Source organism: Candidatus Falkowbacteria bacterium (assembly GCA_018674305.1).
Classification (GTDB): Bacteria; Patescibacteriota; Patescibacteriia; order UBA11705; family JABHMO01; genus JABMRF01.
The window spans coordinates 299,723-322,191 of record JABHAL010000004.1; the positions used below are offsets into that span (position 1 = coordinate 299,723).

The following is a 22,469-nucleotide window of genomic DNA, read 5'->3' on the forward strand; positions in this document are numbered from 1 at the left end:
TTAATCCAAGATAAAAGCAAACATTTCATCAGCTCTAGATTGAGATTCAATCACAAAGCTATTTTTGTCGTTTTTTAGTTCCGGTGGGTATGTCCAGCCAGAGTTTATTGCATAAGGTAAATTGAACTTCAAGTTATAAGTTGTATTTTGTTGTCCCGCTTGTTTTTGCCAGAATAAAGAATGAAAGCCAGATTGTGATTTACTGTCAAATAAAGAAAATCGATCTTCAGTGGTAGTTAAATTGAGCGTGATTGGGAGACGATATTTGAATATGAAAGTTTTTGTTTCTCCAGGATCGACTTGTTCCCAATTGCCAAAGACAGTTTTGTTGAATTCATTGTTTATGAAGGTTCCAGTGTTTGGATCTACCCAAACCTCACCCTGTATATTTTGTAGATGTTCATCTGTTTGCCAATGTTCTTCAGGTTCTTCAAACGCTTCAGGCGGGACTTCTTCAAAATTCTGAGCTGAAATTAGTTGACTACCAAAAGGGACATAAATTCTAACATAATTTAGATTTGAGGTTTTTCCGAAAAAATTATTTAAGTCACCGTTATGTGTGCGAGTAATTTCCAAAGTATTAATAATCTCACCATTGTTGTAAACATCAGTTGTTAAGTTCAAGGTCTGATCAATGTAAGCATCAGTTTTGCCTCCACCAATGTTGGTATTGATTACAGCCAAATAATCCTTGGAAGAATCTAATAGTTCACCGGTCCAACCATATTCAGAAAATTTATCCTGAACTTGAGTTTCCTTGAAATAGAGTTGAATCTCTTTTTGTTCCAGATTAGTTTTGATTGTTTTTGCTAATGAAATTAATTGTTCGCCCTGGAGGTCAAATAAGCTGTTAATAAGCTCTGGTGCCAGGTACGATAAAATCTTTTTTGGCTGATTTTCTTGAACATTGTCATAATCAATTTCAATTGCTTTTTGCAATTCTAGTACTATGTTGTCATTATTAAAAGTTTTATTATATTCAGGTAAATAAATAGGCCCTGAAACTTTCATCAGTTCAGGTAAGAATGAAACATTAATAGCAACCACGCCGTCAACTGTTGGCCCACCAGAGTGTTCATAGAACCACATAATTTTTTCAGCAGAAGTAGGAAAATCAGCAAACCAGTTGGAGTCTTGCAGTTGCCAAAGAGGATTAACCACGTGTAATTGATAAGGTGAAATTAATTTTTTATGTAATTGACCTTGTACGTCATAGGTTCCCCCGCCAGGGATTTCAATATTGGTAATTTGACCGCGATCAACATCAACTAAAGCCATACTTCCCATGAAGCCGCCAGTTGGTCGAAGTTCATTATTGTTTTGAAAGACGAATAAGTAGCGTTTTTTGTGTTTTTGCCCGAGAATAGAATTAAGTGTGCCAGTAAAGGTGTGGAATTCTTGTATGTCACTATTCAAAAGACCTAGATATTCTTGGATGGTTCCATATATTTCTTTTTTATCATCTGGTACTGCTTCGGGTCTGATTTGTTGAAGATCATAATTTAGGCGGTCAAGTTTTGGTGAAATTGAGCTTAGTTCAGTTTGTAATGTGCTGATATGATCTGTTAAATATCCACCGGTTTGGCTTTTGAAATTAGTGAAAAGATTGGTTATTGATTGGCCCAAGCCAGAAACCTGCTCACCAGCGTCAAGTAAATGTTCTGCATCTGCTAGGTTAGGGCTGTTGATTGGAATGAGGTTAAGAATTGTCTTTAACGAGGTGCTCATGCTATTTAGTTTTTCTCCAGCTTCTACAAAGTTTTGATTTGCTGTTGAAAAACTGGTTTGTGCCATTTGCGGGTTGTCGTTAGCTAATTGAGTGCTTGCCACTTTTAAGTCTTCATAAGCTGTGGTTGCATAATTTACAATTTGCTCTTGTGATTTTCTGATTTCATTATATTGACCAAAAACTTTGATTGGTAAAATAATAATTATACATATAGCAATATAGGCGGCCAGTGGACGGTACCAAAATAAAGGTAAATTGAAATTATAGTGCCAAGGTTTTATTGTGAATTGTTTTTGCCAAGATTTTGATTTATGCTTTTTGTTTTTGTGAGAAGGTGCTGTTACTTGAATTGGGTCTTCGTGCTGAGCAATAACAACTTTTTCTTTGGATTCAAGTTTTTCTGTTATAACCACAGTTTGTTTTTTTGTTTTAGTTGTAACTTTAAGGGTTTGCGTTGGTTTTTCCCTGTGCTTCTTGGTAACGCTATGAAATCTAGATAAAACAGTACGTTTTTTTGCTTCTTTTTCTCGCTTTTTCTCTATCATTGCCGATAAGTCCAAAACAAAAGGTGAGTGTACCTGCTTGGTTGTGGTACTATTAACTGTAATTTGAGAGGGATCTTTTTTGTTGGCTGAAATTGCTTCTTTCTCTGGTAAAAGTTTAGCTAATGCCTTGACGAGATTTTGTTCAATTGTTTTCTCAGCATTTTTTAGGTTTTGATTATCAAGAATTTCGTCAATTTCATGTTGAAGTAAACCCAAAGTCAAAGTTTCTTTTTGAGAAACTTTTTTTACTCTCTTGGCGGAAGCTTTTTTTACAGGCTTGGCTTTTGGTTTGTTTGCTTTCGCTTTTGCTTTTTTGCGTAACGGTTTTTTGGGTTTCTTGACCGTCGAAGTTTTGGTGGAGACGGTTTTCTTTTTTTGTTTTGCAGTTGCTTTACGCGCCATATTATAGTATTTATTTTAAATTTTTATATATTTGTAAAGTTTGTTCAGCGCATTTTCTCCAGTGAAATCTTTCAACATTATATTTTGCCTTATCAATTAATTCTTGGTTTGTTTTTTTATCAGTTAAGACCAGATTAATTTGTTTGGCCATTTCCTCAATATTTTTTGGGTCAAAGAATAGGGCAGACTCTCCAAGTGTTTCCGGCATGGATGAGGTGTTGGTTGAGACAACGGGACAGCCACAGTTTTGAGCTTCTATTCCGATTAAACCAAAGCCTTCAATAAAGGATGGAACAACAAAGGCGGAAGCTCCATTGTAAATCGCCGGTAATTCATCATCTTCAATAAAGCCTGTGGCAATAATGTCGTGCTTAAAAGGGGATCTATTAATTTCGTCCTGAACCTTTGTATAATGTAAATCCTCTCGACCACCAAGTACTAATTGGATATCCAAATTATGCTTTTTCTTTAGTAAATTAAAAGCTTGGATTAATCCTTCAATGTTCTTGTGGGAACGCCAGACACTAACGAAAAATATATACGGTTTCGTGATACCGAATTTTTCTTTAACTGTACTAATTATACCACTATTTTCAATAATTTTAAAACGTTCGTCCACACCATGATGGATAACTTCAATTTTTTCGGAATTAATATTGAAATGTCTAACTATATCACGCTTGGTGCTATTGGAAACTGCAATAATTTTACGTGATTTGTGCATTGTTGACTTAAAGACCGTGCGATAGGCCCACTGTCTGAATCCGGATTTTGCTTTGTGGCCAGGATAGTAAAAGGGAGTTATGTCATGAATGGTGCAAATTGATTTTTTGCGATATAAAATTGGTGAATTGAAGTGGGGGTAGTGGATTAGGTCAAATTTATGCTTCATTAATTCCAAAATGAAACTTGTTTGTTCTGTCAAAGTGTAATGTTGAACTTTGGTTAGCACTTTTGTAACCCGTTCGTTCGGTGGATTGAATCTCGAAAACTCAGGTTCACGCAAGAACAAGATATATTCATTAGTTTTATCCAACATGAAAAGTTCATCAGTTAATTTCTGAATGTAAGTTCCGATTCCACTGAATTGTGAGGCGCCATACATGCGCGCGTCGATTGCTATTATCATATTCTTAGTTATTGTTCCTGAATTCATTCGGGGTAGCTCCTTTGGCTATTTTCATATTTTTAGTTATTGTTCCTGAATTTATTCGGGGTAGCTCCTTTGGCGATTTTCATATCCTCAGTTATTATCCCTGAATTCATTCAGGGTACCTCCTTTACACAAAGTTTCAAGAAACATGTTTTCATCTTCATGTTTTTTTATTTTCAAAATAGACATTATTCTTAGTTCCAGTTCTTCTTGGTCAAATTCTTTACACAGTTCCTGAAAATTACAATATTTATATTTTTTCAATTCATTAAATGAGTGGATAATACCATGGCGGAGAGGGTTTCCTAGGATATATGCTGAAATGTTAGCATAAGCAAGTTCATCAAATATTGCCCAAGCGTAATATTTTTTCCAAAGTTGTCCTTCTCTGTTAGTTTGAATGTTAATTAATCGTGCTGATGCTCCCGCTAGATCTTTAAGGAATTTTTTACGTTGTTTTTGTTCTTCACAGTCAATAATTAAATGTAAATGGTTATTTAGTATGGCGAAATATTCAATATTAACATTATTATTTTTAGCTGCTTTATTAAATTGGTTTAAAATAATTTCTTTCAAAGGGTCGTCGAATTTTACAATAATCTGATCAGTGAGTGAATAGGTGATGAAATATTTGCGTTCGGGGTAGAATTGGTATTTGAGCATATTAATTATTTGGTAGGCCCAAATGAATTTGGGGGTAATTGTTTAGGATAATCCCAAATTGTTCTGAATTGTACATGCGACGGTCTATAGCGATTTTTACATTCTTAGCAATTATACCTGAATTCATTCGGGACATTATTTTCAGTTATTATCCCTGAATTTATTCGGGGTACCTCCTTCATACAAGGTTTCTAAAAATATCTTTAAGCATTTCCAAATTACTAATTACAGATTACTAATTACTATTCTAAATTGTTCCAAACTAAATCCCATATTGATTTCATGGTCTGAGCAATTGCTTGATCTTCAATTATAACAGCTGTATAAGGTTTTTTAAAGGATATGAGCGAAACTTTACTTTGGTAAATGTTGATTTCGGTTTCAAAGTTAATATCTTTAACTAGTTTTGTTTGGCGTAGTTGTTCTTTGTCTTTCGATTTCATTAATTTCCCCTTCGGACCATTTTTTGCAATGCAGTAAAAATGAGTATTGTTTTTTTTGCGTGCTTCAGGTCCAGCTGACCAGAGAAAATCTGCTGGCAGGGTTTCGAACATCTTTTCATAGTCAGTAAATCCGAATATTTCACCATCTTGAACCGCGTAGTCAGCATAAGCTGTTTTAAGTCCTTCAAGTCCTTGGTGGAATTTAACTTTTGGTTTATTTGCGGGAGCATTGAAGATACTTAAGAATTCAGGAAGGTTGTTTCGTGCTTGCTCAATCCTTTTTTCAGCTTTGCTTATTACGGTTTTGGGGTTTTCTGCGACAAGGAGAAGTTTGCTACCTTTTTTTATTTCACTAACTAGTCCAAGGTTCTTCAAATCTTCAAGAAAGTTGTATATACTGGTTCTCTTCACATTGGATTCTTCAGCAAGTTCTTGAACAGTGGCTGAGCCTAGCTCAAGACAGGCAAGGTACACTTTGGCCTGCTTTTTTTGTATACCTAAACTTGTAAGAGAATCGAGTAAGTATTGCATATTTGTCTAACTTGTAGACATTGTATATAAAATAGTGAACTTTGTCAATTTTCACTAAAATTAGCCTTTGATTTAGTGCTCTTAATTTTTTATTCAAAATTCTTGTCTTAATTCTTGACGATTTCTTTTTAAACTAATATAATATATTGTTCTGTTCATTAAAACTAGGGAGATTGTAATGTGGCAATCATTTATTTTGTGTACGATTTTGGTATGTGTTTATTTTGCTTCGGCAATACATTCTTCTGTTGAATCAAATTTTAATGAGCCAAGTTGGCTACGAACTGTTGGAAACGTTTTGGGCACTATATTTGTTCTTCTGTTAGGGGTCGTTGGTATTGCAATGATGAGCTATATTAATCTGGAAGTCTTTAATTATCGAGAAAAAGTCATTCAATTGGTTTATGCCGGCGATTTGTTTGAATATTATATTGATAATGGGGCTCAAATTGTACGGAAATTCTCGTATAGTCCAGAGGTTCTTTGGATATGGAATTCTGGCATGTCGTTGCTTCTTATGGGTGTTATTAAGGTGATATCATTGTTGGTTAAGTTTTTTGACCCACTGCCTTTGAAGGGTTATTGATATTTAGTTTGTCGTTTTTAAGAGAAGTGGATATTCATTAACAAGGAGGAGCAAATGAAAGTACTAAAAAAGGCTGAGTGGTCTTGGAATATGTCAGGTACGTGGTTGGGGTTGAAAGATGTTGGTGATTTTTGGATAAATCGAGTTGGAAGGATTTGGGAAGGATTTTTCTTCTGTGGGTTTATCTCTATTTGGGGAATAATTGCTTTTGGCGGCAGTATTGTTGGTCTCGCGAATCTTTTCCATGATGGTCACGCTGAGGTCATGTGTTCATTTTGGGAAGTTTGGGGTTACGTTTTGTTTGTGTATTTTTTTCTAATTAGTGTGGTAGTATTTTTGAAATTTATTAAAAAATATATTGTTAAAGAAGTTACTGACTCTGAGTTGCTCGGTACATTTTTTAGGAAACGATATTCAAAGTTTTTTGAAAAACATTTAGGTCAAAAGAGTCAATATTTTCAACTACTCACAAAATGCAAGGATGTTAAAAAGCAAATTGAAAAACAGTTGCGAATACTTGATGGACAACCCGATGATTCTGATCTTTTGGAAAAGGGCAGGGAGAGATTAAAAAAGTCTCTTGCTGGGTTGGATCTGGATCTACAAAAATTAAAAAAATTTCGGGAAGGCATGAAAGCGCCGTTGGATAAACTTTTGGGAATGATTGAGTCTTCTCAGTTTAAAAGCTTCCTGAAACAATTGGATGCGATAACTCATTCCAATCGTTTAGGAAATTGTGTTCAGGATGTGAGAGCTGGGTATTTGCACGAGTTGGAACTGTTTTTAGTAAAGTTTCAATCAATGGAAAAAGAAGTACGAATAATCAAATTTCCTACATTAAAAATGAAACTGAAGTAAACGTATGTAACAAAAGCCCCACTATTTGTAAATAGTGGGGTATTTTTTTATGCACATTGGGCACTTAAAATTTCTACTGAATGAATCACCAACGGACCGAATAATTTTTCCAAGGCAGGTAGAGTTGAGGTCTGGGTTTGCTCTAGATTATTCAAGGTTGTAGCTTCTTTCTGTTTTTCGATCAAATACCAGCCATCAATCCAAAGTTCTAGCCACTTGCCAGTTTGAACATGTTGCAAAATGTGAGGTTGTTTTTCATCTTCCATGTATTTCTCCACAGTTAAAGGTCGATATTGTAATTTAGCATGATAATGCGAGTGTGTCAACCCTTGTGATTGGTTCAATTGACAAAATTATACTGCTTTGCTAATATAGCTAATCAATAGTTCATTCAACCGAGGAGGTTCATTATGCCGACAGGAAGAGAATTAGTTTTTGGTATGGGAATAATGTACGGTATTCCAATATTAATTCTTTTAGCCGTAATTTTTGGTGTTGGATATTGGATTGGTGGAAACTCAGGTGCTGATTCTGCTCAAGGTTCCCCGGCTGAAGTGACACTGGGGAGTCATGAGCTTGTACAAGCATTTTGTAAATATGATCAAGCTATTATTGTAGATGAAGATGGTGAAAACAAGTTTGTCAGTTTGCCAGACGTTTGTCGGTCCAGATGTCCAGAGTCGATTGATTCAACCAAGCCGACCTTTGTAACTATTTTTGAAAAAACTGATCAAATTGAATGTGATTGGGTCACGAAACTAAGGACAGAATAAATATCATGCTCCGCAATGCGGAGCTTTTTTATCTGACAATTTCAGTATAATTATATATAATAAAGAGAGGTGATAACTGAGAGGTGAAAAATGAACTGTCTTGAATTTCGAGCAGTAATTGGAAGAATTGAAGAAATAGCTCCACGGGGTAAAGATTTCCTTCAATTGCAATTACATGTAAATGGTGAGACTGTGTGTGTTGTTTGCCGACAATTTGCTTTGGCCAGTTTATACCGATTGAAAGAAGAGGTTGGAGAGGAGTGTCCCGCAGTTGAGCGTCTTAATTTGATCATTTACTATCCGCCGACTTTGATTGATCAATCGATTGAACAACAAAGGGCTTTTGTGGCTGACAAGTTAGGTGAATTAACACCAGAACAAAGAAGAATCGTTTACAACGAAATTTTAAAAGAAGATTTTAGAGACGGTGATGAACATTTACCCTGGCATGACATTGTCAAACGCTTTGTAGCAAAACATACATAGGCTTCGGAACACTTCCGGAGCTTTTTTTGTTTAATAAAAAATAAAGAGGCAATCTTATTAAGATTGCCTCTTGTGTTTTTCACTTTAGTTGCTCATTTCGAACAACTCTCGGTCGACCTGTTTGCGAACAGCCTGCTTGCTGTTGCGTCGCACCAGTCGCCGTGCCAATCGTTTCATGTTCCGCGGGTGACAGCCGTACGGGTTGCAACAGGTGCAACGCCAACCTCCAGGACCCGCTTGCAACTTACCCTTTCCGAAGTACTCCTTGGCCAAACTCATTTGCACCTTCCCGGTTATTAAAGCTCTTTATTGAGCTATAATGAAACCGGGGTATGTGCTTCGATGTGTTGAAGTTCATGTTATCCTCCATGAATTGAATTGAACAAAGAACATAAGATGATATCATACACATTTGGTTTTGTCAAGTATAACTGGTTGAATAAAAAACTGCAACCCGGGTGGGAGTTGCAGTCTGTTGTTCTCTAAGGGTTGAGTGCAGACTATTTTTCCATTTCTTTGATTGCAGAACCTATTCCACTTCCTTCTTTTCTGTAATCTTCGAGCGTTTTATCGCTGCCGGTTTTCGGAGGTGGCTTCTTCACAACCGGAACGCTGGACGGGTGAGTATGGCCGGTACAGCCAGCGAGAAAACAAAGGCACATTACGGTAAGTAGCAATCTCTTCATCGCAGCCTCCTAATGATCCGTTGGGGGTTAAAGAACAGCTATATATTTTGTTAATTAATTTTGAGGTTTTTGTCAATAGCTGTAATAGTGATACGGAGGAGACATGTTAAGAAAAAAGTGAAGGCATGACAGCTTTCACTTATTGACTAAAGGTTTTGGAAAAGCCGAAAATTAGTAAAAGTTGATTTTGTTTAAGCATCTCATTCGGCTGAATATTCGGAGGTAGAGTTATGGAGTTCTGTTGTTTAATGTTTTGCCAGCGAACATATTCACCTAAAAAAAGTTTTCTCGTGATTTGTTCCTCTTCAATTGAATAAAGCGTATCTCCAATTTGAGTTTCTACCAGAAAAGTAATGGCGTGAAAATAAACTGTTCGAGTTTTGGCTTCGATTTTCCCTAATTTTTTCACTAACGGAAAATATTCAGCTGCTTGAACAGTACCTGAACAAGTAAATAGCAAAATAACAATTATAAAGGCAAAAGCTTTAGCAAAACCTTTAAATACTTTCATCTTTCCCTCCTCAATGGATTGACAAGAGTAGGTTAATTAGATGGTAGCTTGACTAATTTGAGTTGTCAACAGGTTTGATTTGACAAAGGCTTTGGTCGTGATAAAGTAGGTGTAAGAATTTGAGCAGCTTCTGATCGATCCCATGCTTGTCGTGTGTGAAGTTCTTCGCTTAAGATTTAGCGGAGAACTTTTTTATTTCCTGCAAATAATCTTGAGCAGTTTGATACCAGTGAATATCCTTTGATTTTTGTAAACCTGCGGCTATATATTGTTTGGCTAGCTTTGAATTAGTCATTTGCTTCATGGCACTGTAGAGATCGTTTGTGTCAGTTGGATTAATTAAAAGGGCAGCTTGTTGGCAAATTTCTGACATGGATGAATTGTTTGAGGTAATGACGGGACAGCCACAGGCCATTGCTTCAATTGGGGGAAATCCAAACCCCTCATAAAATGAAGGATACACAAACATAGAAGCTAAATTGTAAAAATATCGTTTCTCAGAATCTTTGATGTATTTAGTGAAGATAATATTTTTTGACTGTTGTTTGATGATTTTTTTATAATGCCAACCTGGTTTACCGGCGATTACTAAACTATATTCAGGATGTTCCTGATGAAATAAGTTAAAAGCCTTAATTAGTGAAGTGAGGTTTTTTCTTGGCTCAATCGTGCCGAGAAACAAAATGAATTTCTCTGGTAGTTTGTATTTATTTTTTATTTTTTTAAATTTAGGATCTTTCGGATTTAAAATTCTATAATTCTGAGAAATGCCGGAGTATATAGTTTGAATTTTCTTTGGAGCAATTTTGTAAATGTCGATTAAATCTTGCTTGGTGTTTTTTGAAACAGAAATAACTTGATCTGCTTGCTGAAAAAGTTTATTAGGATTTACAAACCAATGCCATAGTTTACGTTTGAAAGATAGAAATTCAGGAAAAATTTCAAAACTGAGATCATGAGCGGTGATAATGTAGGGACAGTTTGTTTTGAAAAATGAAATATTAGGAAATAAGAATAAATCGATTTTCGAAGATTTGTATTTGTGAATAATTATTTGATCAAGTTTTGGGTGAGAAAATATCTTTAACGTTAAGTTGAGTACCTTGTTGGACATTTTGAACTCACAATAATGTACATTGTCTTTGGGAAACTTAGGAATATATTTGTTAACCTTTTGTCTGGAATTATAAAAAAGATAGTACTGGTTGGTACTATCTACTTCAAATAAATGTTTTAGGAGATAAAAAGTGTATTCGCCAACGCCAGTCAGTTCGCGTTCCATTAAGCAACGGATGTCGATACCTATATTCATAAACTCTAAATTCTAATAAATAAACTCTAAACAATTTTTCAAATACAAATTTATAAATATCAAAACGTTAATTTGGGTTTTAAATTTTTAATAATTATAATTTGTTCAGGATTTAGAAATTAGGGATTGGGATTTAATTTGTTGACTATAAATTCTTTTATTTTTTGTTTAAAAATATTTACATCAAACTGTAAAGCATGTTCTCTAATTGTTTGAGGATTGTAATCTTCAATCTTAAAGCTTAAAACTTTATCGGCAAGATCTTCCCAGATTTGTTCCTCGAAAAGAGTACCTGTCTTGCCTTCGATTACAGTTTCTGTTGCTCCGCCTGCTCGATAGGCAATTACTGGGCGACCACTGGCCATGGCTTCGACAGCAGTGATACCAAAATCTTCAAGTTGTGGATTAAGGAAGGCTTTGCATTTGCTATAAAGAGCAATCTTTTTTTGTTCCGGCACCTTACCCAAGAATTCAATATTGTTTTTAGCTATTTTTTTTAAATTTTTCAATTGTGGACCATCACCAAATATTTTCAGAGGTAGATTTAATCGGTTAAAAGCTTGAACAATAAGATCAAACCGTTTATAGCCGACCAGACGACCACCAGCTAGAAAATAATCTTCGACTTTATCAGTAACCTTGAATTTGTGAGTGTCCACTGGTGGATAAATTACAGTACTTTCCTTGTTGTAGTATTTTTTTATTCGTTTTTGAACTTCTTTTGAGTTGGCGATAAAGTGATCGACTCGGTCAGCTGCGATTTTGTCCCACTGGCGAAGTTTAGTTAACGATATTGGTAACATCTTTTTGATTAAAAAATTCTGATTCAAATCTTTCAGATAGCCGTGAGTATTAGTCCACAAGAATCGTGGTGGAGTATGACAATAGCAGATGTGTGTTGAGGTTGGTCCAGGTATTACGCCCTTTGAAAAGATTGAAGAGCTGGATAATATCAACTTGTATTTTGTAACTGGATGGTGCTCAGTTGCAGCTGGCATAAAATTCAAATACCATTGGTACTTGGAAACACCAAAAGGAAAGTTTTGTAAAAATGAAGTATGTATCTTTTTTTTGGCAAAATCCTGGGCAACATTTTTCTTATCATAAACCAGCGTGTACATTGAGCTTTTAGGAAAAATATCCATAAAGGCTTTGGCTACACGCTCAGCGCCTCCGTCCTGCGTTAGGTGGTCATGAACTAGAGCTACATTCATATTTACTGAAACATTAAAATATTAAAGCATAAAAGCATTTACAGTAGATGTTTTCATACTCCAGTGTTCTCTTATTTTCTTGTGTAAGTATCTTAGCAAAATATGTGAAAAAAACCAAGAGTAAACAAAAAAACTCATTACTGGCATGCTGAACTTGTCCGCCTCGTCCGACTGACGTCGAACAGTCGAGACGGGTTTCAGTATCTAGTAAGGAGTTTGGTTATAGTTAAACTCGTGATTTTCTTATGAGTACAACAAAGGGTGTCTTTAGCATTACCCAGAAATCAAGTTTTAGTGACCAGTTTTCTATATAGTAGGTGTCAATTTTAACTTCTTCGTCAAAGTCCAAATCGCTACGACCAGAAATTTGCGCTACCCCAGTAATGCCTGGTTTAATATCCAAAACTCGTTTGTGATGTTTTTTGTATTTAGCAACCTCTCTTGGTTGATGTGGTCGTGGTCCAACTAAACTCATGTTTCCAATCCAGACGTTAAATAATTGAGGCAGTTCATCGAGTGAAGACTTTTCCATGAACCTACCAATTTTAGTTCGACGTGGATCTTTCAGGATTTTGTAAACTGGCCCATGTCTTTCAGATTGTTTTTCTGCTAGTTTCTTTTCATATTCCAAGACTTCTTTTTGATTAGTGTATTTTTCAAATTGCTTGCCAGTACAGTACTTGGTGTACATTGATCTGAATTTAAAAACATTGAAAGTTCCTTTGCTATGAACACGTTCATTTTTGTAAATTGCTGGACCATTATCTTCTAATCTAATAATAATAGTTAGAAGTATCATTATAGGGCTAAATACAATAATTAGAAAAGTACTTAGAATAAAATCTATTAACCTTTTTATAATTTTCCCCCAGCCATCTAGTTTAGTTTTTCGAATTTCAATTAGTGGTACACCCGCAATCATGTGTACTTCTACGTTGGTTGTTCGTGCTTCGAATTGACCAGCTGCATATTTAAAAATAATGTTATGTTCTGCACAAAAATCTGCTAGATCGATTGAAACCTTTCGGGATAAACTCGAATCGGTTTGAACGATTTCATCAATACCTTTTCGCTTTAGTAGCTTGAGCAGATCTTCCTTGTCATTGGGGTCAAATTCTTGAATCCTGGCAATTATTTTATAGCCCAATTCAGGTTGTCCCTTGAAGGTATCAATAATTTCTTCTGTGTTTTTGTTTTTTCCAACAATAACAATATTATGGACACCCCAGCCAGACTTTAGAGTATGGCGATGAATTTTTCGTACAATCACACGAACAAGCATTATTAGAAAAATACTTAACACCCAGGCTGTCAGGACAATGAATCGGGAGGAGAAATATTCGCGAACAAAAAACATGTAAATAATGATGGCAGTCATGCCAGTGGAACAGGCCAAGACAATTTTAGCTAACTCGTCAGTTACTTTGCGACGGTGGAATGAATATAAGCCAGCCGCTGCAAAGAATAATAGCCAGACTGCTGAAACAGATAAAACAAAAATAAAATACCGCTCAAACGGTAAGTCAAAAATTACAGGTCTGATTTCCTGAACAGACTCTTCGTAACGAATTACATAAGCCAAGAGCCCAGCTGCCACCAAGGTTATGTAATCAATTGGAATTTTTAGAAAGGTGAAAAATAATTCAGCATTCTTTTTCATATGATAATAAGATAAAGAAGGCTATAGAAGATCAGTTAGATTTAACTAGCCAAAAGTATTTTGCTTTTGTTATCTTCTTCATCCCCTTGCTCTTTTTAATCTTCTTCTAGTGTATCAAATAAAAGAGCCATAAACAAGCGAGTAAGCCGGATTCTGTTTTAGCTGTCATCTATCTGGGCCAAAGATTACTCTTTGGCTCACGCGGGCTACCAAAACTTGCCCTTGCACTCAGGTAAGGATTTAGCCGTTTCACCCTTGATGTTTCCATCAAGACTAACCCCGAAGGGTTCCGGGAAATCACTTTCCACGGCGTCCCGATGTTGCTTTCGCAATTCGGGACACCTTGACTCTTGCGAGTCTCGGCGTCTCTGCTCGCACCTCTATCTCACGATCGACAGGAATTACCTGTTACCCGTGTCAATTAAATAACCGAGTGTCCGGACTTTCCTCCCTTCTTCGCTCTTCACTCCGTTCAGAGCTACGTAGGGCAAGCCAGTCTCATAAGTTGATTAGGACTAGCCTGCCCTTCGAAGCTCTCGCGAAGCAGAGGGCGAAGAAGGGCGACAGTTCTGCTTGTTTATGGCTACATAAAATATAGCAAATTTTATTGAGTTTGTCAAGTTTTTTGTCTAAATTTATTGCTAATTTAGGTAAAATATATTAATGTTTTTTTTATTGACAAAATGTATTTATTTTGTTAATATGAAATATCTTTGCTCATTGACAGGAGGCAGTTATGACTCAGGTTAAAATCACCAGAGGCCCATTATTTCCCGAAGATTCGTTCGGCATGGTTGTCAATTGGTATAGATTAAAAATCAACCGAGTGGAAGAAATTTGTCGGGGTACTGTTTATGATCAATCATTTGCTAAAATCATAGAACATTTGAAATATTTGCATGATAATCCACCTGCAAGAGCAACTTATTTTGCAGGGATGACAGCTTCAGGTTTGATTTTTCAGGATGTTCAAATTGACTGGAAAGCTAGCCGTATTGTTAAACGTAACGGTCAGGATGTCGCTTTGCTAAAGACTAAGGGTTTGACTGATCGTATTCTTGTTTGGGCTGGGAAAAGCGTATTAGCACAAGGTTTTGAGATTACAGAAAGTGAATTTAGAATAGTTGTTTGTTTAATTGTTGCAGTGGAGGTTTAAATGCCAAGAGAAAGTTCTATTACTCAGGAAATGACGAGATTTTTGAAACAGGCAGGTTTGCCAATTTCAATTCAAGAACTGTTTAACACGGTTTTGGCTTACAAAGGTACACCGAATAAAGATGGTGATGATGAGGAAGTTGAATATGGATTTGCAATTGTAAAAGACTTTGAGTTCAAGACACAAGATGGTGTTTTGCAAATCATCTTGTGGTGTTGTGATCCAGATGAAATGGCGTCTGGAGTTGAGCCAGATGAAGACGGAGAAAGAACCTATACTGAATTTGTTTACAATTATGAATTTGATGATGAAGGGACGTGGTATTGTGAAGAAGAAAATTGGGATGTGTTGCTGGAAGTAACTCGCTTGTTTGATCCTGCCAAAAGAAAACGGGCAAGGCCCGAGCCGGCGTCTTAATAAACCAATCAAAAAAGTCCGATCAGAGATCGGACTTTTTTTAATTATTCCGGTCATGATGCCAACGTTCAGGATTTGTTCGGATATACCAACGGGAATGGTCTAATTCGGATTGATTACGCAAAACGCGGTCGTAATATGATTTTTGCCAACGGAATTCCGATAAACCATTTTGATGAATAAATTTTGATGATGTGGTTTTGAATGCGCCGATGATTCCGGGGATGGGTTTTGTTTTTCGTGGTAGGGACCGGTCGCGACCGGTCCCTACATCATCGACGATACGAATAATCACATGAACGTGATTCGGCATAATAATCCATTCATCCAAATTTACATGTTCGTATTGTTTTGTTAACCAAAATAATTGTTGACGTGTAATTACCCCCGATTCATTCAACACCATTTTATCATTTACGACATTCCCAAACCATTCAATCCGATTATTTGTGCAAATTGTTAAATAATAAAAACCCGCCAATGAATAGTCAATGAATTTTGCCCGGTTTAATTTTCGATCTGGTCCTGTATACATATATTGCTATTGTTACAGGTATAATATTAATCCCCAAGTAAAATGTTGTCCACGTTCGTCAAGAGTTTGAAAAACAAAAAATCCTCCTTGGTGTTTGGAGGATTTTCTTGACGAGTATATTTGACAGTTTACAATCCAATAACTTTCCTAACCTGTTCCATTTTCTTTTCAGCTAATTTCTTCGCTCGCTGGGCACCATCTGCTAATATAGAATCAATTTCTTTGTCCGAAATAGAATTAAATTTTTTCTGAATTGGTTCAACAAACTCAACTACTCTTTCCGCCAATTCAGATTTGAAATCGCCATAACCTTTACCCTTGAATTCCTTTTCAATTTCAGGGGCCTCTTTGCCAGTGACTAAATGATAAATGGTCATTAAATTGGCAAGAGCTGGACGTTTATTGGGATCGAATTTGATATCTGTACCAGAATCAGTTACAGCTTTTTTTATTTTTTTGCGAATCAGGTCAGAGTCATCACTCAAGGCAATGTAATTATTTTCAGAAGTTGCTGATTTGCTCATCTTTTTTTCTGGATTATCTAAACCTTTAAGTCGTGCAGAAACCTTATTGATTTTTCCTTCTGGTAAAATAAATACGTCACCATAAAGATTGTTGAATTTTTTGGCAATTGTTCGTGCCAGTTCTACGTGTTGTAATTGATCTTCACCAACTGGAACCACGTTCGTATCGTAAAGTAGAATGTCGGCTGCCATTAGACATGGATAGGTGAATAAGCCGGAATTTACATTTTGTTTGTGCTGTTCGGATTTGTCTTTGTATTGTGTCATGCGTTCCAATTCCGCAATTGGGGTTACGCAATTCAAAAACCAACCTAGTTCAACATGCTCCTTTACATCTGACTGTCTGAATACAATATTTTTTTTGGGATCCAGGCCGGAAGCAATGTAAATTTTTGCCAAGTCGTAAATATTTCTATTTAATTTTTTTGGATCTTGATGAACTGTTAGCGCATGCAGATCTACAATTGAGAAAATAGAGTCATATTCCTTTTGTAATTCTAGCCAATTATAAATAGCCCCGAAATAATTTCCTAGGTGAATAATACCTGTTGGTTGGATACCGCTGAAGATTCGTTTAGACATAAGTGAGTACTGATTATACTGATATACTGATAAATCATGTAGATCAGCATTAAATGACGTAAATCATGTATTGATTATATGCTATATAAAAACTTTACTACAATTTGTATTATAGCAAAACTCATGATTTAAATCAAAAACCCCACCTCGGTAAAACCTGGGTGGGGGTTTTTTATTTGAATTTTCAATTATTCAATTACCAATTTACAATAAATTTTCAGTTACAGAATTTTCAATTGTCTATCCGTTGAGTTTGAAAATTGAAAATTGGTGATTTAATGAAAATTGTAAAATTGTAAATCGTAAATTTTTTCGAGTCTAAACTTCTATAACCACTGGAATAACCATTGGTCGGCGTTTGGTTTTTTTCCAGAGTAGGTCGCCAACATGATCGCGCAATTTGTTTTTCAGTAACATTGGATCAAAGTTTTTGTTTTTAGTTTTGCCAACTGTTTTGCGTACCAGATTACGAGCATCTTCAATAAGTTGCCGGCTTTCTTTCATGTAGACAAAGCCACGTGAAATTATATCAGGACTACCTACCAATTCGCCAGTTTTGCGTTTTGCTGTAACAATAACTACAAACATACCATCTTCAGACATCATCCTTCTGTCGCGAAGAACTATGGATGAAACATCACCTACTCCGAGGCCGTCAACCATTACGTATTCAGTTGGTACTTTCTCGGCAGTTAATTTACCGCTGGCTTCTTTCTGATGTGGACCCTTCATAAATTCCATAACCTGACCATTGGAAGCAATAAAAATGTTATCTTTCGGGGTTCCAATATTTTCAGCAATTTCTCCGTGAATCCGAAGCATGAAATGATTGCCTTCAATTGGAATGAAATATTTAGGGTTAAGCAATTTAATGATTAAGCGTAAATCTTCAGCTTTGGCATGACCACCAGCATGGATGTCCATGTTTTGATAATGAAAAACTTTTCCGCCATTGCGGTAGATTGTATCTTTCAAGCTTTGAATTGTTCGTTCATTTCCAGGAATAACTGAAGATGAGAAAACTACACTGTCACCCTCCTTAATTTTAAGAAATTTATGGTCTGAATTAGCAATTCTCATTAATACAGCATTTTCTTCTCCTTGCGCGCCAGTGCCCATTACCATTACCTTATTATCAGGTAAGCGCTTGAATTCTTTTTCTTCAATGATTGTTCCTTTCTTGATTTTTATAATCTGAAGACTTCGAGCAATATCCAGATTGGTGTTCATGCTTCTTCCTTCAACCAGAACTTTTCGATTATATTTCTCGGCCAATTCTAATAACTGTTGCATTCGATTAATCATCGAAGCAAATGTGCCGACAATTATTCTGCCATGGGCTTGTAAAAATATTTTTTCTAGATCGCCAGTAATTTCAGTTTCTGATAACTGATATCCAGAGTGTGGTGCGTCGGTACTGTCGGATAGAAGTGCAAGAACACCGCGGGCTCCAATCTGAGCAACTCGGCTCAAGTCCATTGGTTTGTCATTTACTGGGTTAAAGTCAATTTTGAAATCGCCAGTGTGGACGACTGTTCCTACTGGGGTGTTTACAACAACACCAAAACTATCAGGGATGCTGTGAGTAACTCTAAAAAATTCAACACTAAATTTACCTAGCTGAATTTTGTCTTTGTCTGGCGCAATTTTTTGAATCACAAGAGGAGTCGTTTTGTATTCTTCGTGTCGACGCTTTACTAGTTCTGCTGTAAGTGGGGCAGTGTAAATTGTTGGATTGCCTAACTTTGGACATAAGTGGGATATTGCGCCAATATGATCATAATGTCCATGTGTAATGACAACACCGCGAATGTTTTTTGCTCTAGTTTCCAAATAGGTAATATCTGGAATGATATAATCTATTCCTGGCATGTTTTCTTCAGGAAATTGTAATCCCATATCAATGATGACAATATCATCACCATATTCTAGGACTGTCATGTTTCGACCAACCTCTTCTAGTCCACCCATAACCATAATTCTTAGTTTTGGTTGGATTTTGTTTTGTGTGATTGGTCTATGTTTGTTTGCACCGTGCCTTTTGGTAGGCCGGTTTCTGTGTTTGCTTTGGTTCCCGGGCACTCTAGGTGGCCGAGGACTGGTTTTTGTATTAACCATAAATTAGTTTCGGGCAGAACCATTAGTAACTATAAGGAAGTTCCGTATCAGTTAATTTTTTTCTGCACGATGAAGTTTTAATTATTGTTTTTAATTAACAAAATAAGCAGCGTTTGAAACGCGTAAGCTTTGGTTTGATTTTTTATATAGAAGTGTTTTTGATTCGTTTAAATTATACTATAGGTTCTCCGAAGTTACAAGATTTTTCTTTGCTGCTAGGCCAACTGATCTTGTAATTTTGTAGCTATTTACCCCACTTTCGGTCAGTTTTAATGTACCATTCATTTATCAAGGAGAAGCGATTGGCTGGAATAATAATATTAGAAGTATTAAAGCCTTTAATTTTTTTGTTTTGCGGGTAAGTATAGGTCGGGTTGAAAAGGAAAATAGCAGGAACGGTTTCCGCAATGATTGTTTGGAACTGTTTGTACTTTTCCGCTCGTTGTTTGTCATCACTGGTTTTCCGCGCACTTTCTAATAGGGTATCGACATCAGGATGATTGAGTGAAGTTAAGTTTAACCCAGGGTAAGATCGTTGACTTGAGTGCCAAAACGGGTATGGGTCAGGATCATGTCCTAATATTTGACCATACAGAAGGGCCTGATAGCTGCGATCTTTAATAGTTTCCTGTATTTTGTTTGGTTCAATGATTATTAAGTCGATTTTAGCACCGATTTGTTGCCATTCTTTTTGTAATTCTTTAACAATTTTGACATTTTCTGGTTGGTTGACAGTTGTTAGCTCAAACTCAAAATAGCGGTCGCCCTTTTTTCGGACAGGGTAGGCGTAAGCTTCTTTGGCGGATACACCTTCTTCATTGATTGTTTCATCACTTTCGCCTTCAGCTTTTGGTTCCTCATAATCTGCTAATTTCCAGCCTGCTTTTTCGAGTTCTGTTCGTGCGTGTTGTACGTTGAAAGGATATTTAACAATATCGGGATTGTACCCCAGAGTGTTAGGCAAAATGCAAGCGTCAATAATTTGGGCTTCTGCGTTTAGAATTTCATTAACAATTTTTTCTTTATTAACTGAGTGAGTTAGAATTTTTCGAATACCTAAATCTTTTAAAACTGGATTTTGGTCATAGTTAAAGAAAACACTGGTGTATTGAGGCAAGTGAAGTAAGTTGAAATTTAAGTTTCGATTATTTATGATTCTGGCTCGAATCTCTTTTGGTAGGTAGCTGATCCCGTCAACTTTTTTGTTATTTAGAGCTTCAACTGCTTGTTCAAAGTTTTCGTAAAATTTAAGATCTATTTTTTCGATGAAGGGTGTATTTATATAATAATTTTCATTGGCAACAAGTTCAAAGTTTTTGATTTGGCCATTTTTGTTTTTCAGTAGGGAATTAAATTCAAACGGGCCACTGCCGATTGGCTTTAGATTATATTCAGCCAGCATCATGTTTTCTGGGACAATATTTTTCCAAATGTGTTCAGGTAAAATACCAGTGGTTAAACTTTCCAGAAATGGAGCAAAGGGTTTTTCTAGGGAAAAGCGTACAGTGAACTCGTCGATTTGGTCTATGATAATTCCTTGAAAATTGTAATATAAAGGAGTTTTAGTTTGAGTGTTTTTAATTCGGTCGAATGTGAATATCACATCTTCCGCGTTTAGATTTTCTCCATCGTGCCATTTGATGTCTTGTCGTAAATTGAAAGTATAGACCAGCTGATCGTTGCTGAGTTGATAACTATCTAATAGGTCTTTGGTTAATCCTTGGTCGGTATATTTGAATAATCCTGAATAAACCAAAGTTGAGATATCAAGGTCTACATCACTGGCTCGAGAAAACAGGGGATTGATATAGCGAGGTGAGCCAACTAATCCTTCGGTATAGGTGCCACCTTGCGCTGGTATTATTTTTGAGTTGTTCCAGTAGACATTGAATAATAGTGAAAATACAGCAATTAAAATAATCCCACTCAATATGCGGATGATCAATCTTTCTGGTTTTGATAAAAATTTAGAAATATAGTTGAGTTGTCGTTTGCTAGGTAATTTTTTTGAGGACGCTAATTTTTGCACCAGCTTTTCATCGTGTTCGTGAAATTTTTTCAATTTTTTTCTGGCTAGCTTCTCTTTGATTTTAAATTCTTTTGATTTGAGCTTGATCCAGAACTTTTTAAAGTTAGACACAAAAATTAGTATAAAGATTAAAGTTACAGGACTTGTTCTGAAGCAATTAATATTATTAAGTGCACTTCGGAACAAAGGTTATAACTTGAACTCTAGACTTTAAGTAAATATGTTTCTATGCCTGAAGTAAAATATTGGCAATAGAAACGCCGAAAAATAAAACTGAGAAGATTATAGTAAGGTAAAAAATTGTTTTTTCCATTCCTCTTTTTGTTCTGTAGGCATTTGTGCTTTCACTGCCACCAAAAACGCCAGACAGTCCACCACCTCTATTTTGTAGTAAAATTGATACAATTAGGGCAACGGCCAGAACAAGTTGAATGATAGTAAATATATTTGTCATAAATTTTTGCTATTGATAATCAATTGGAAGTATAGCAAGGGGTATTTATTATGTCAAGGTTGTTTTTATGTTTTAATGCTTTATGATTTGTGTTATAATATCTTTGTTATATATTCTTAACTTATGGATAATAAAGAGGTCGGCTTTCTTAAGCCAGACAAATCTTGGTATAAGCGTTGGTGGGCAATTACAATTTTTATTGTGTTTGGTCTTTTGATATTTCTTTCACCATTATATTTGTTTCAATTTTATCAATCATACCAAGAAGTAAAGCTGGGCACTTTTATTTCAGAAAAGGCCTTAGCAGAAGAATCTCCATATGTTATGAGTCATATGATTGACGACATGAGTCCTAGTATTGGTAATCCATTGGCAAAAATACAAATCGTGGAGTTTGGTGATTTTAATTGTAGTCGATGTTTGATGACGGTGCCTATAGTCAAAAAAATAATCAATAAATATGGTGATAAAGTAAATTTTTATTGGCGTAATTATCCGGTGATCAGTGCTAGTTCAGTTGATTTAGCGAAGGGCGCAATTTGTGCTAATCAACAAGACAAGTTTTGGGAATATCATGATTTAATGTTTCAAAACCAAGGAAAAGTTAATGCTAATAATTTGGCAGAATATGTTTTGAGTTTAAATTTTGATATAATAAAATTCAATAATTGCATGGAGCATAATTTGACTCTCGCACAAGCACGAAAAGATTATTTCGCAGCCCAAGAAGGACAGATTATTGGTACCCCAACTTTCTTTATTAATGGTTTCAAGCTTCAGGGAGTAATTCCAATGGAGACTTGGGACAAAGTGATTACTAAATTTCAAGCGATATATGAAAAAAATGTTGGAAATTAGATTGCATGGTCGTGGTGGACAAGGTTCAGTTACAGCTGCAGAGTTAATTGCGGTAGCCGCGTTTTATGATGGTAAGTACGCACAAGCCTTTCCAAACTTTGGGGTTGAGCGTCGTGGTGCGCCGGTTATGGCCTTTGCGCGAATTGCTACTGATCCCATTCGTTTACGTGAACAAATTTATCAACCAGATTATATTATTATTCAAGACGCCACTTTAGTTACACCTGATTCTAGCGTTTTGATA

General features: G+C 35.9%; 23 protein-coding genes and 1 other RNA gene. 8 read left to right on the forward strand and 16 right to left on the reverse strand.

Features of this window, described 5'->3' with window-relative positions:
* From HN643_02650 to HN643_02665, 4 genes are all read right to left on the reverse strand, one after another.
* A complete protein-coding gene (locus tag HN643_02650) occupies nt 1–2,676 on the reverse strand; it encodes a DUF4012 domain-containing protein (GenBank protein ID MBT7500544.1) in 2,676 nt (891 codons plus the stop codon).
* 10 nt (nt 2,677–2,686) lie between these two features.
* On the reverse strand, nt 2,687–3,805 hold the full coding sequence (locus tag HN643_02655; GenBank protein ID MBT7500545.1) for a glycosyltransferase family 4 protein: 1,119 nt from the start codon (nt 3,803–3,805) through the stop codon (nt 2,687–2,689).
* A 114-nt stretch (nt 3,806–3,919) separates the two neighbouring features.
* Nucleotides 3,920–4,492, reverse strand: a complete 573-nt coding sequence (locus HN643_02660) for a hypothetical protein (protein MBT7500546.1) — start codon at nt 4,490–4,492, stop codon at nt 3,920–3,922.
* Nucleotides 4,493–4,734: 242 nt separating this feature from the next.
* Nucleotides 4,735–5,466, reverse strand: a complete 732-nt coding sequence (locus HN643_02665) for a hypothetical protein (GenBank protein MBT7500547.1) — start codon at nt 5,464–5,466, stop codon at nt 4,735–4,737.
* Between the two features lie 178 nt (nt 5,467–5,644).
* Between HN643_02665 and HN643_02670 the strand changes: the two genes are divergently transcribed.
* Together HN643_02670 and HN643_02675 are read left to right on the forward strand one after the other, a co-directional pair.
* Nucleotides 5,645–6,052 (forward strand): hypothetical protein, encoded by a 408-nt coding sequence (locus tag HN643_02670; protein ID MBT7500548.1) that lies wholly within the window; start codon nt 5,645–5,647, stop codon nt 6,050–6,052.
* 54 nt (nt 6,053–6,106) lie between these two features.
* Nucleotides 6,107–6,910 carry a hypothetical protein gene (locus tag HN643_02675; protein MBT7500549.1) on the forward strand — a complete coding sequence of 268 codons (804 nt, stop codon included), beginning with the start codon at nt 6,107–6,109 and terminating at the stop codon, nt 6,908–6,910.
* 47 nt (nt 6,911–6,957) lie between these two features.
* On the opposite strand, the gene HN643_02680 is transcribed toward HN643_02675, so the two are convergent.
* Entirely contained in the window at nt 6,958–7,176 is a 219-nt protein-coding gene (locus tag HN643_02680) for a hypothetical protein (protein MBT7500550.1), read from the reverse strand.
* Nucleotides 7,177–7,320: 144 nt separating this feature from the next.
* Here HN643_02680 and HN643_02685 point away from each other — a divergent pair, with 144 nt between their 5' ends.
* Nucleotides 7,321–7,683: a hypothetical protein gene (locus tag HN643_02685; protein MBT7500551.1), complete on the forward strand. Its 363-nt coding sequence runs from the start codon at nt 7,321–7,323 to the stop codon at nt 7,681–7,683.
* 90 nt (nt 7,684–7,773) lie between these two features.
* Nucleotides 7,774–8,169: a hypothetical protein gene (locus tag HN643_02690; protein ID MBT7500552.1), complete on the forward strand. Its 396-nt coding sequence runs from the start codon at nt 7,774–7,776 to the stop codon at nt 8,167–8,169.
* Between the two features lie 500 nt (nt 8,170–8,669).
* Here the strand turns inward: HN643_02690 and HN643_02695 are convergent, their stop codons facing one another.
* The 6 genes from HN643_02695 to rnpB form a co-directional block, all read right to left on the reverse strand.
* Entirely contained in the window at nt 8,670–8,855 is a 186-nt protein-coding gene (locus HN643_02695) for a hypothetical protein (protein MBT7500553.1), read from the reverse strand.
* A gap of 139 nt (nt 8,856–8,994) precedes the next feature.
* Entirely contained in the window at nt 8,995–9,366 is a 372-nt protein-coding gene (locus HN643_02700) for a hypothetical protein (GenBank protein MBT7500554.1), read from the reverse strand.
* A gap of 169 nt (nt 9,367–9,535) precedes the next feature.
* Complete coding sequence (locus HN643_02705) at nt 9,536–10,678, reverse strand: glycosyltransferase family 4 protein (GenBank protein MBT7500555.1); 1,143 nt, start codon at nt 10,676–10,678, stop codon at nt 9,536–9,538.
* A gap of 119 nt (nt 10,679–10,797) precedes the next feature.
* Nucleotides 10,798–11,892, reverse strand: a complete 1,095-nt coding sequence (locus HN643_02710; protein MBT7500556.1) for a glycosyltransferase — start codon at nt 11,890–11,892, stop codon at nt 10,798–10,800.
* 226 nt (nt 11,893–12,118) lie between these two features.
* Nucleotides 12,119–13,552: a sugar transferase gene (locus HN643_02715; protein MBT7500557.1), complete on the reverse strand. Its 1,434-nt coding sequence runs from the start codon at nt 13,550–13,552 to the stop codon at nt 12,119–12,121.
* 130 nt (nt 13,553–13,682) lie between these two features.
* An RNA gene (gene rnpB / locus HN643_02720) (RNase P RNA component class A) lies at nt 13,683–14,128 on the reverse strand.
* 160 nt (nt 14,129–14,288) lie between these two features.
* On the opposite strand from rnpB, the gene HN643_02725 reads away from it, so the two are divergent.
* Both HN643_02725 and HN643_02730 read left to right on the forward strand, forming a co-directional pair.
* Nucleotides 14,289–14,708 (forward strand): hypothetical protein, encoded by a 420-nt coding sequence (locus HN643_02725; protein ID MBT7500558.1) that lies wholly within the window; start codon nt 14,289–14,291, stop codon nt 14,706–14,708.
* Entirely contained in the window at nt 14,709–15,125 is a 417-nt protein-coding gene (locus tag HN643_02730) for a hypothetical protein (GenBank protein MBT7500559.1), read from the forward strand.
* Between the two features lie 40 nt (nt 15,126–15,165).
* Here the strand turns inward: HN643_02730 and HN643_02735 are convergent, their stop codons facing one another.
* The 5 genes from HN643_02735 to secG form a co-directional block, all read right to left on the reverse strand.
* Nucleotides 15,166–15,660: a transposase gene (locus tag HN643_02735; GenBank protein ID MBT7500560.1), complete on the reverse strand. Its 495-nt coding sequence runs from the start codon at nt 15,658–15,660 to the stop codon at nt 15,166–15,168.
* 128 nt (nt 15,661–15,788) lie between these two features.
* Entirely contained in the window at nt 15,789–16,766 is a 978-nt protein-coding gene (gene trpS / locus HN643_02740) for a tryptophan--tRNA ligase (GenBank protein ID MBT7500561.1), read from the reverse strand.
* A gap of 318 nt (nt 16,767–17,084) precedes the next feature.
* On the reverse strand, nt 17,085–18,737 hold the full coding sequence (locus HN643_02745) for a ribonuclease J (protein MBT7500562.1): 1,653 nt from the start codon (nt 18,735–18,737) through the stop codon (nt 17,085–17,087).
* 391 nt (nt 18,738–19,128) lie between these two features.
* Nucleotides 19,129–21,024, reverse strand: a complete 1,896-nt coding sequence (locus HN643_02750) for a peptide ABC transporter substrate-binding protein (protein ID MBT7500563.1) — start codon at nt 21,022–21,024, stop codon at nt 19,129–19,131.
* A gap of 115 nt (nt 21,025–21,139) precedes the next feature.
* Nucleotides 21,140–21,367: a preprotein translocase subunit SecG gene (secG, locus tag HN643_02755; protein MBT7500564.1), complete on the reverse strand. Its 228-nt coding sequence runs from the start codon at nt 21,365–21,367 to the stop codon at nt 21,140–21,142.
* 123 nt (nt 21,368–21,490) lie between these two features.
* On the opposite strand from secG, the gene HN643_02760 reads away from it, so the two are divergent.
* The gene (locus HN643_02760; protein ID MBT7500565.1) at nt 21,491–22,225 is read left to right on the forward strand and encodes a thioredoxin domain-containing protein; all 735 of its coding nucleotides are present in this window, start codon (nt 21,491–21,493) and stop codon (nt 22,223–22,225) included.
* Nucleotides 22,212–22,469 (forward strand): pyruvate ferredoxin oxidoreductase (locus HN643_02765; GenBank protein ID MBT7500566.1); only part of this gene is annotated, 258 nt, incomplete at its 3' end. The genes HN643_02760 and HN643_02765, both read left to right, overlap by 14 nt.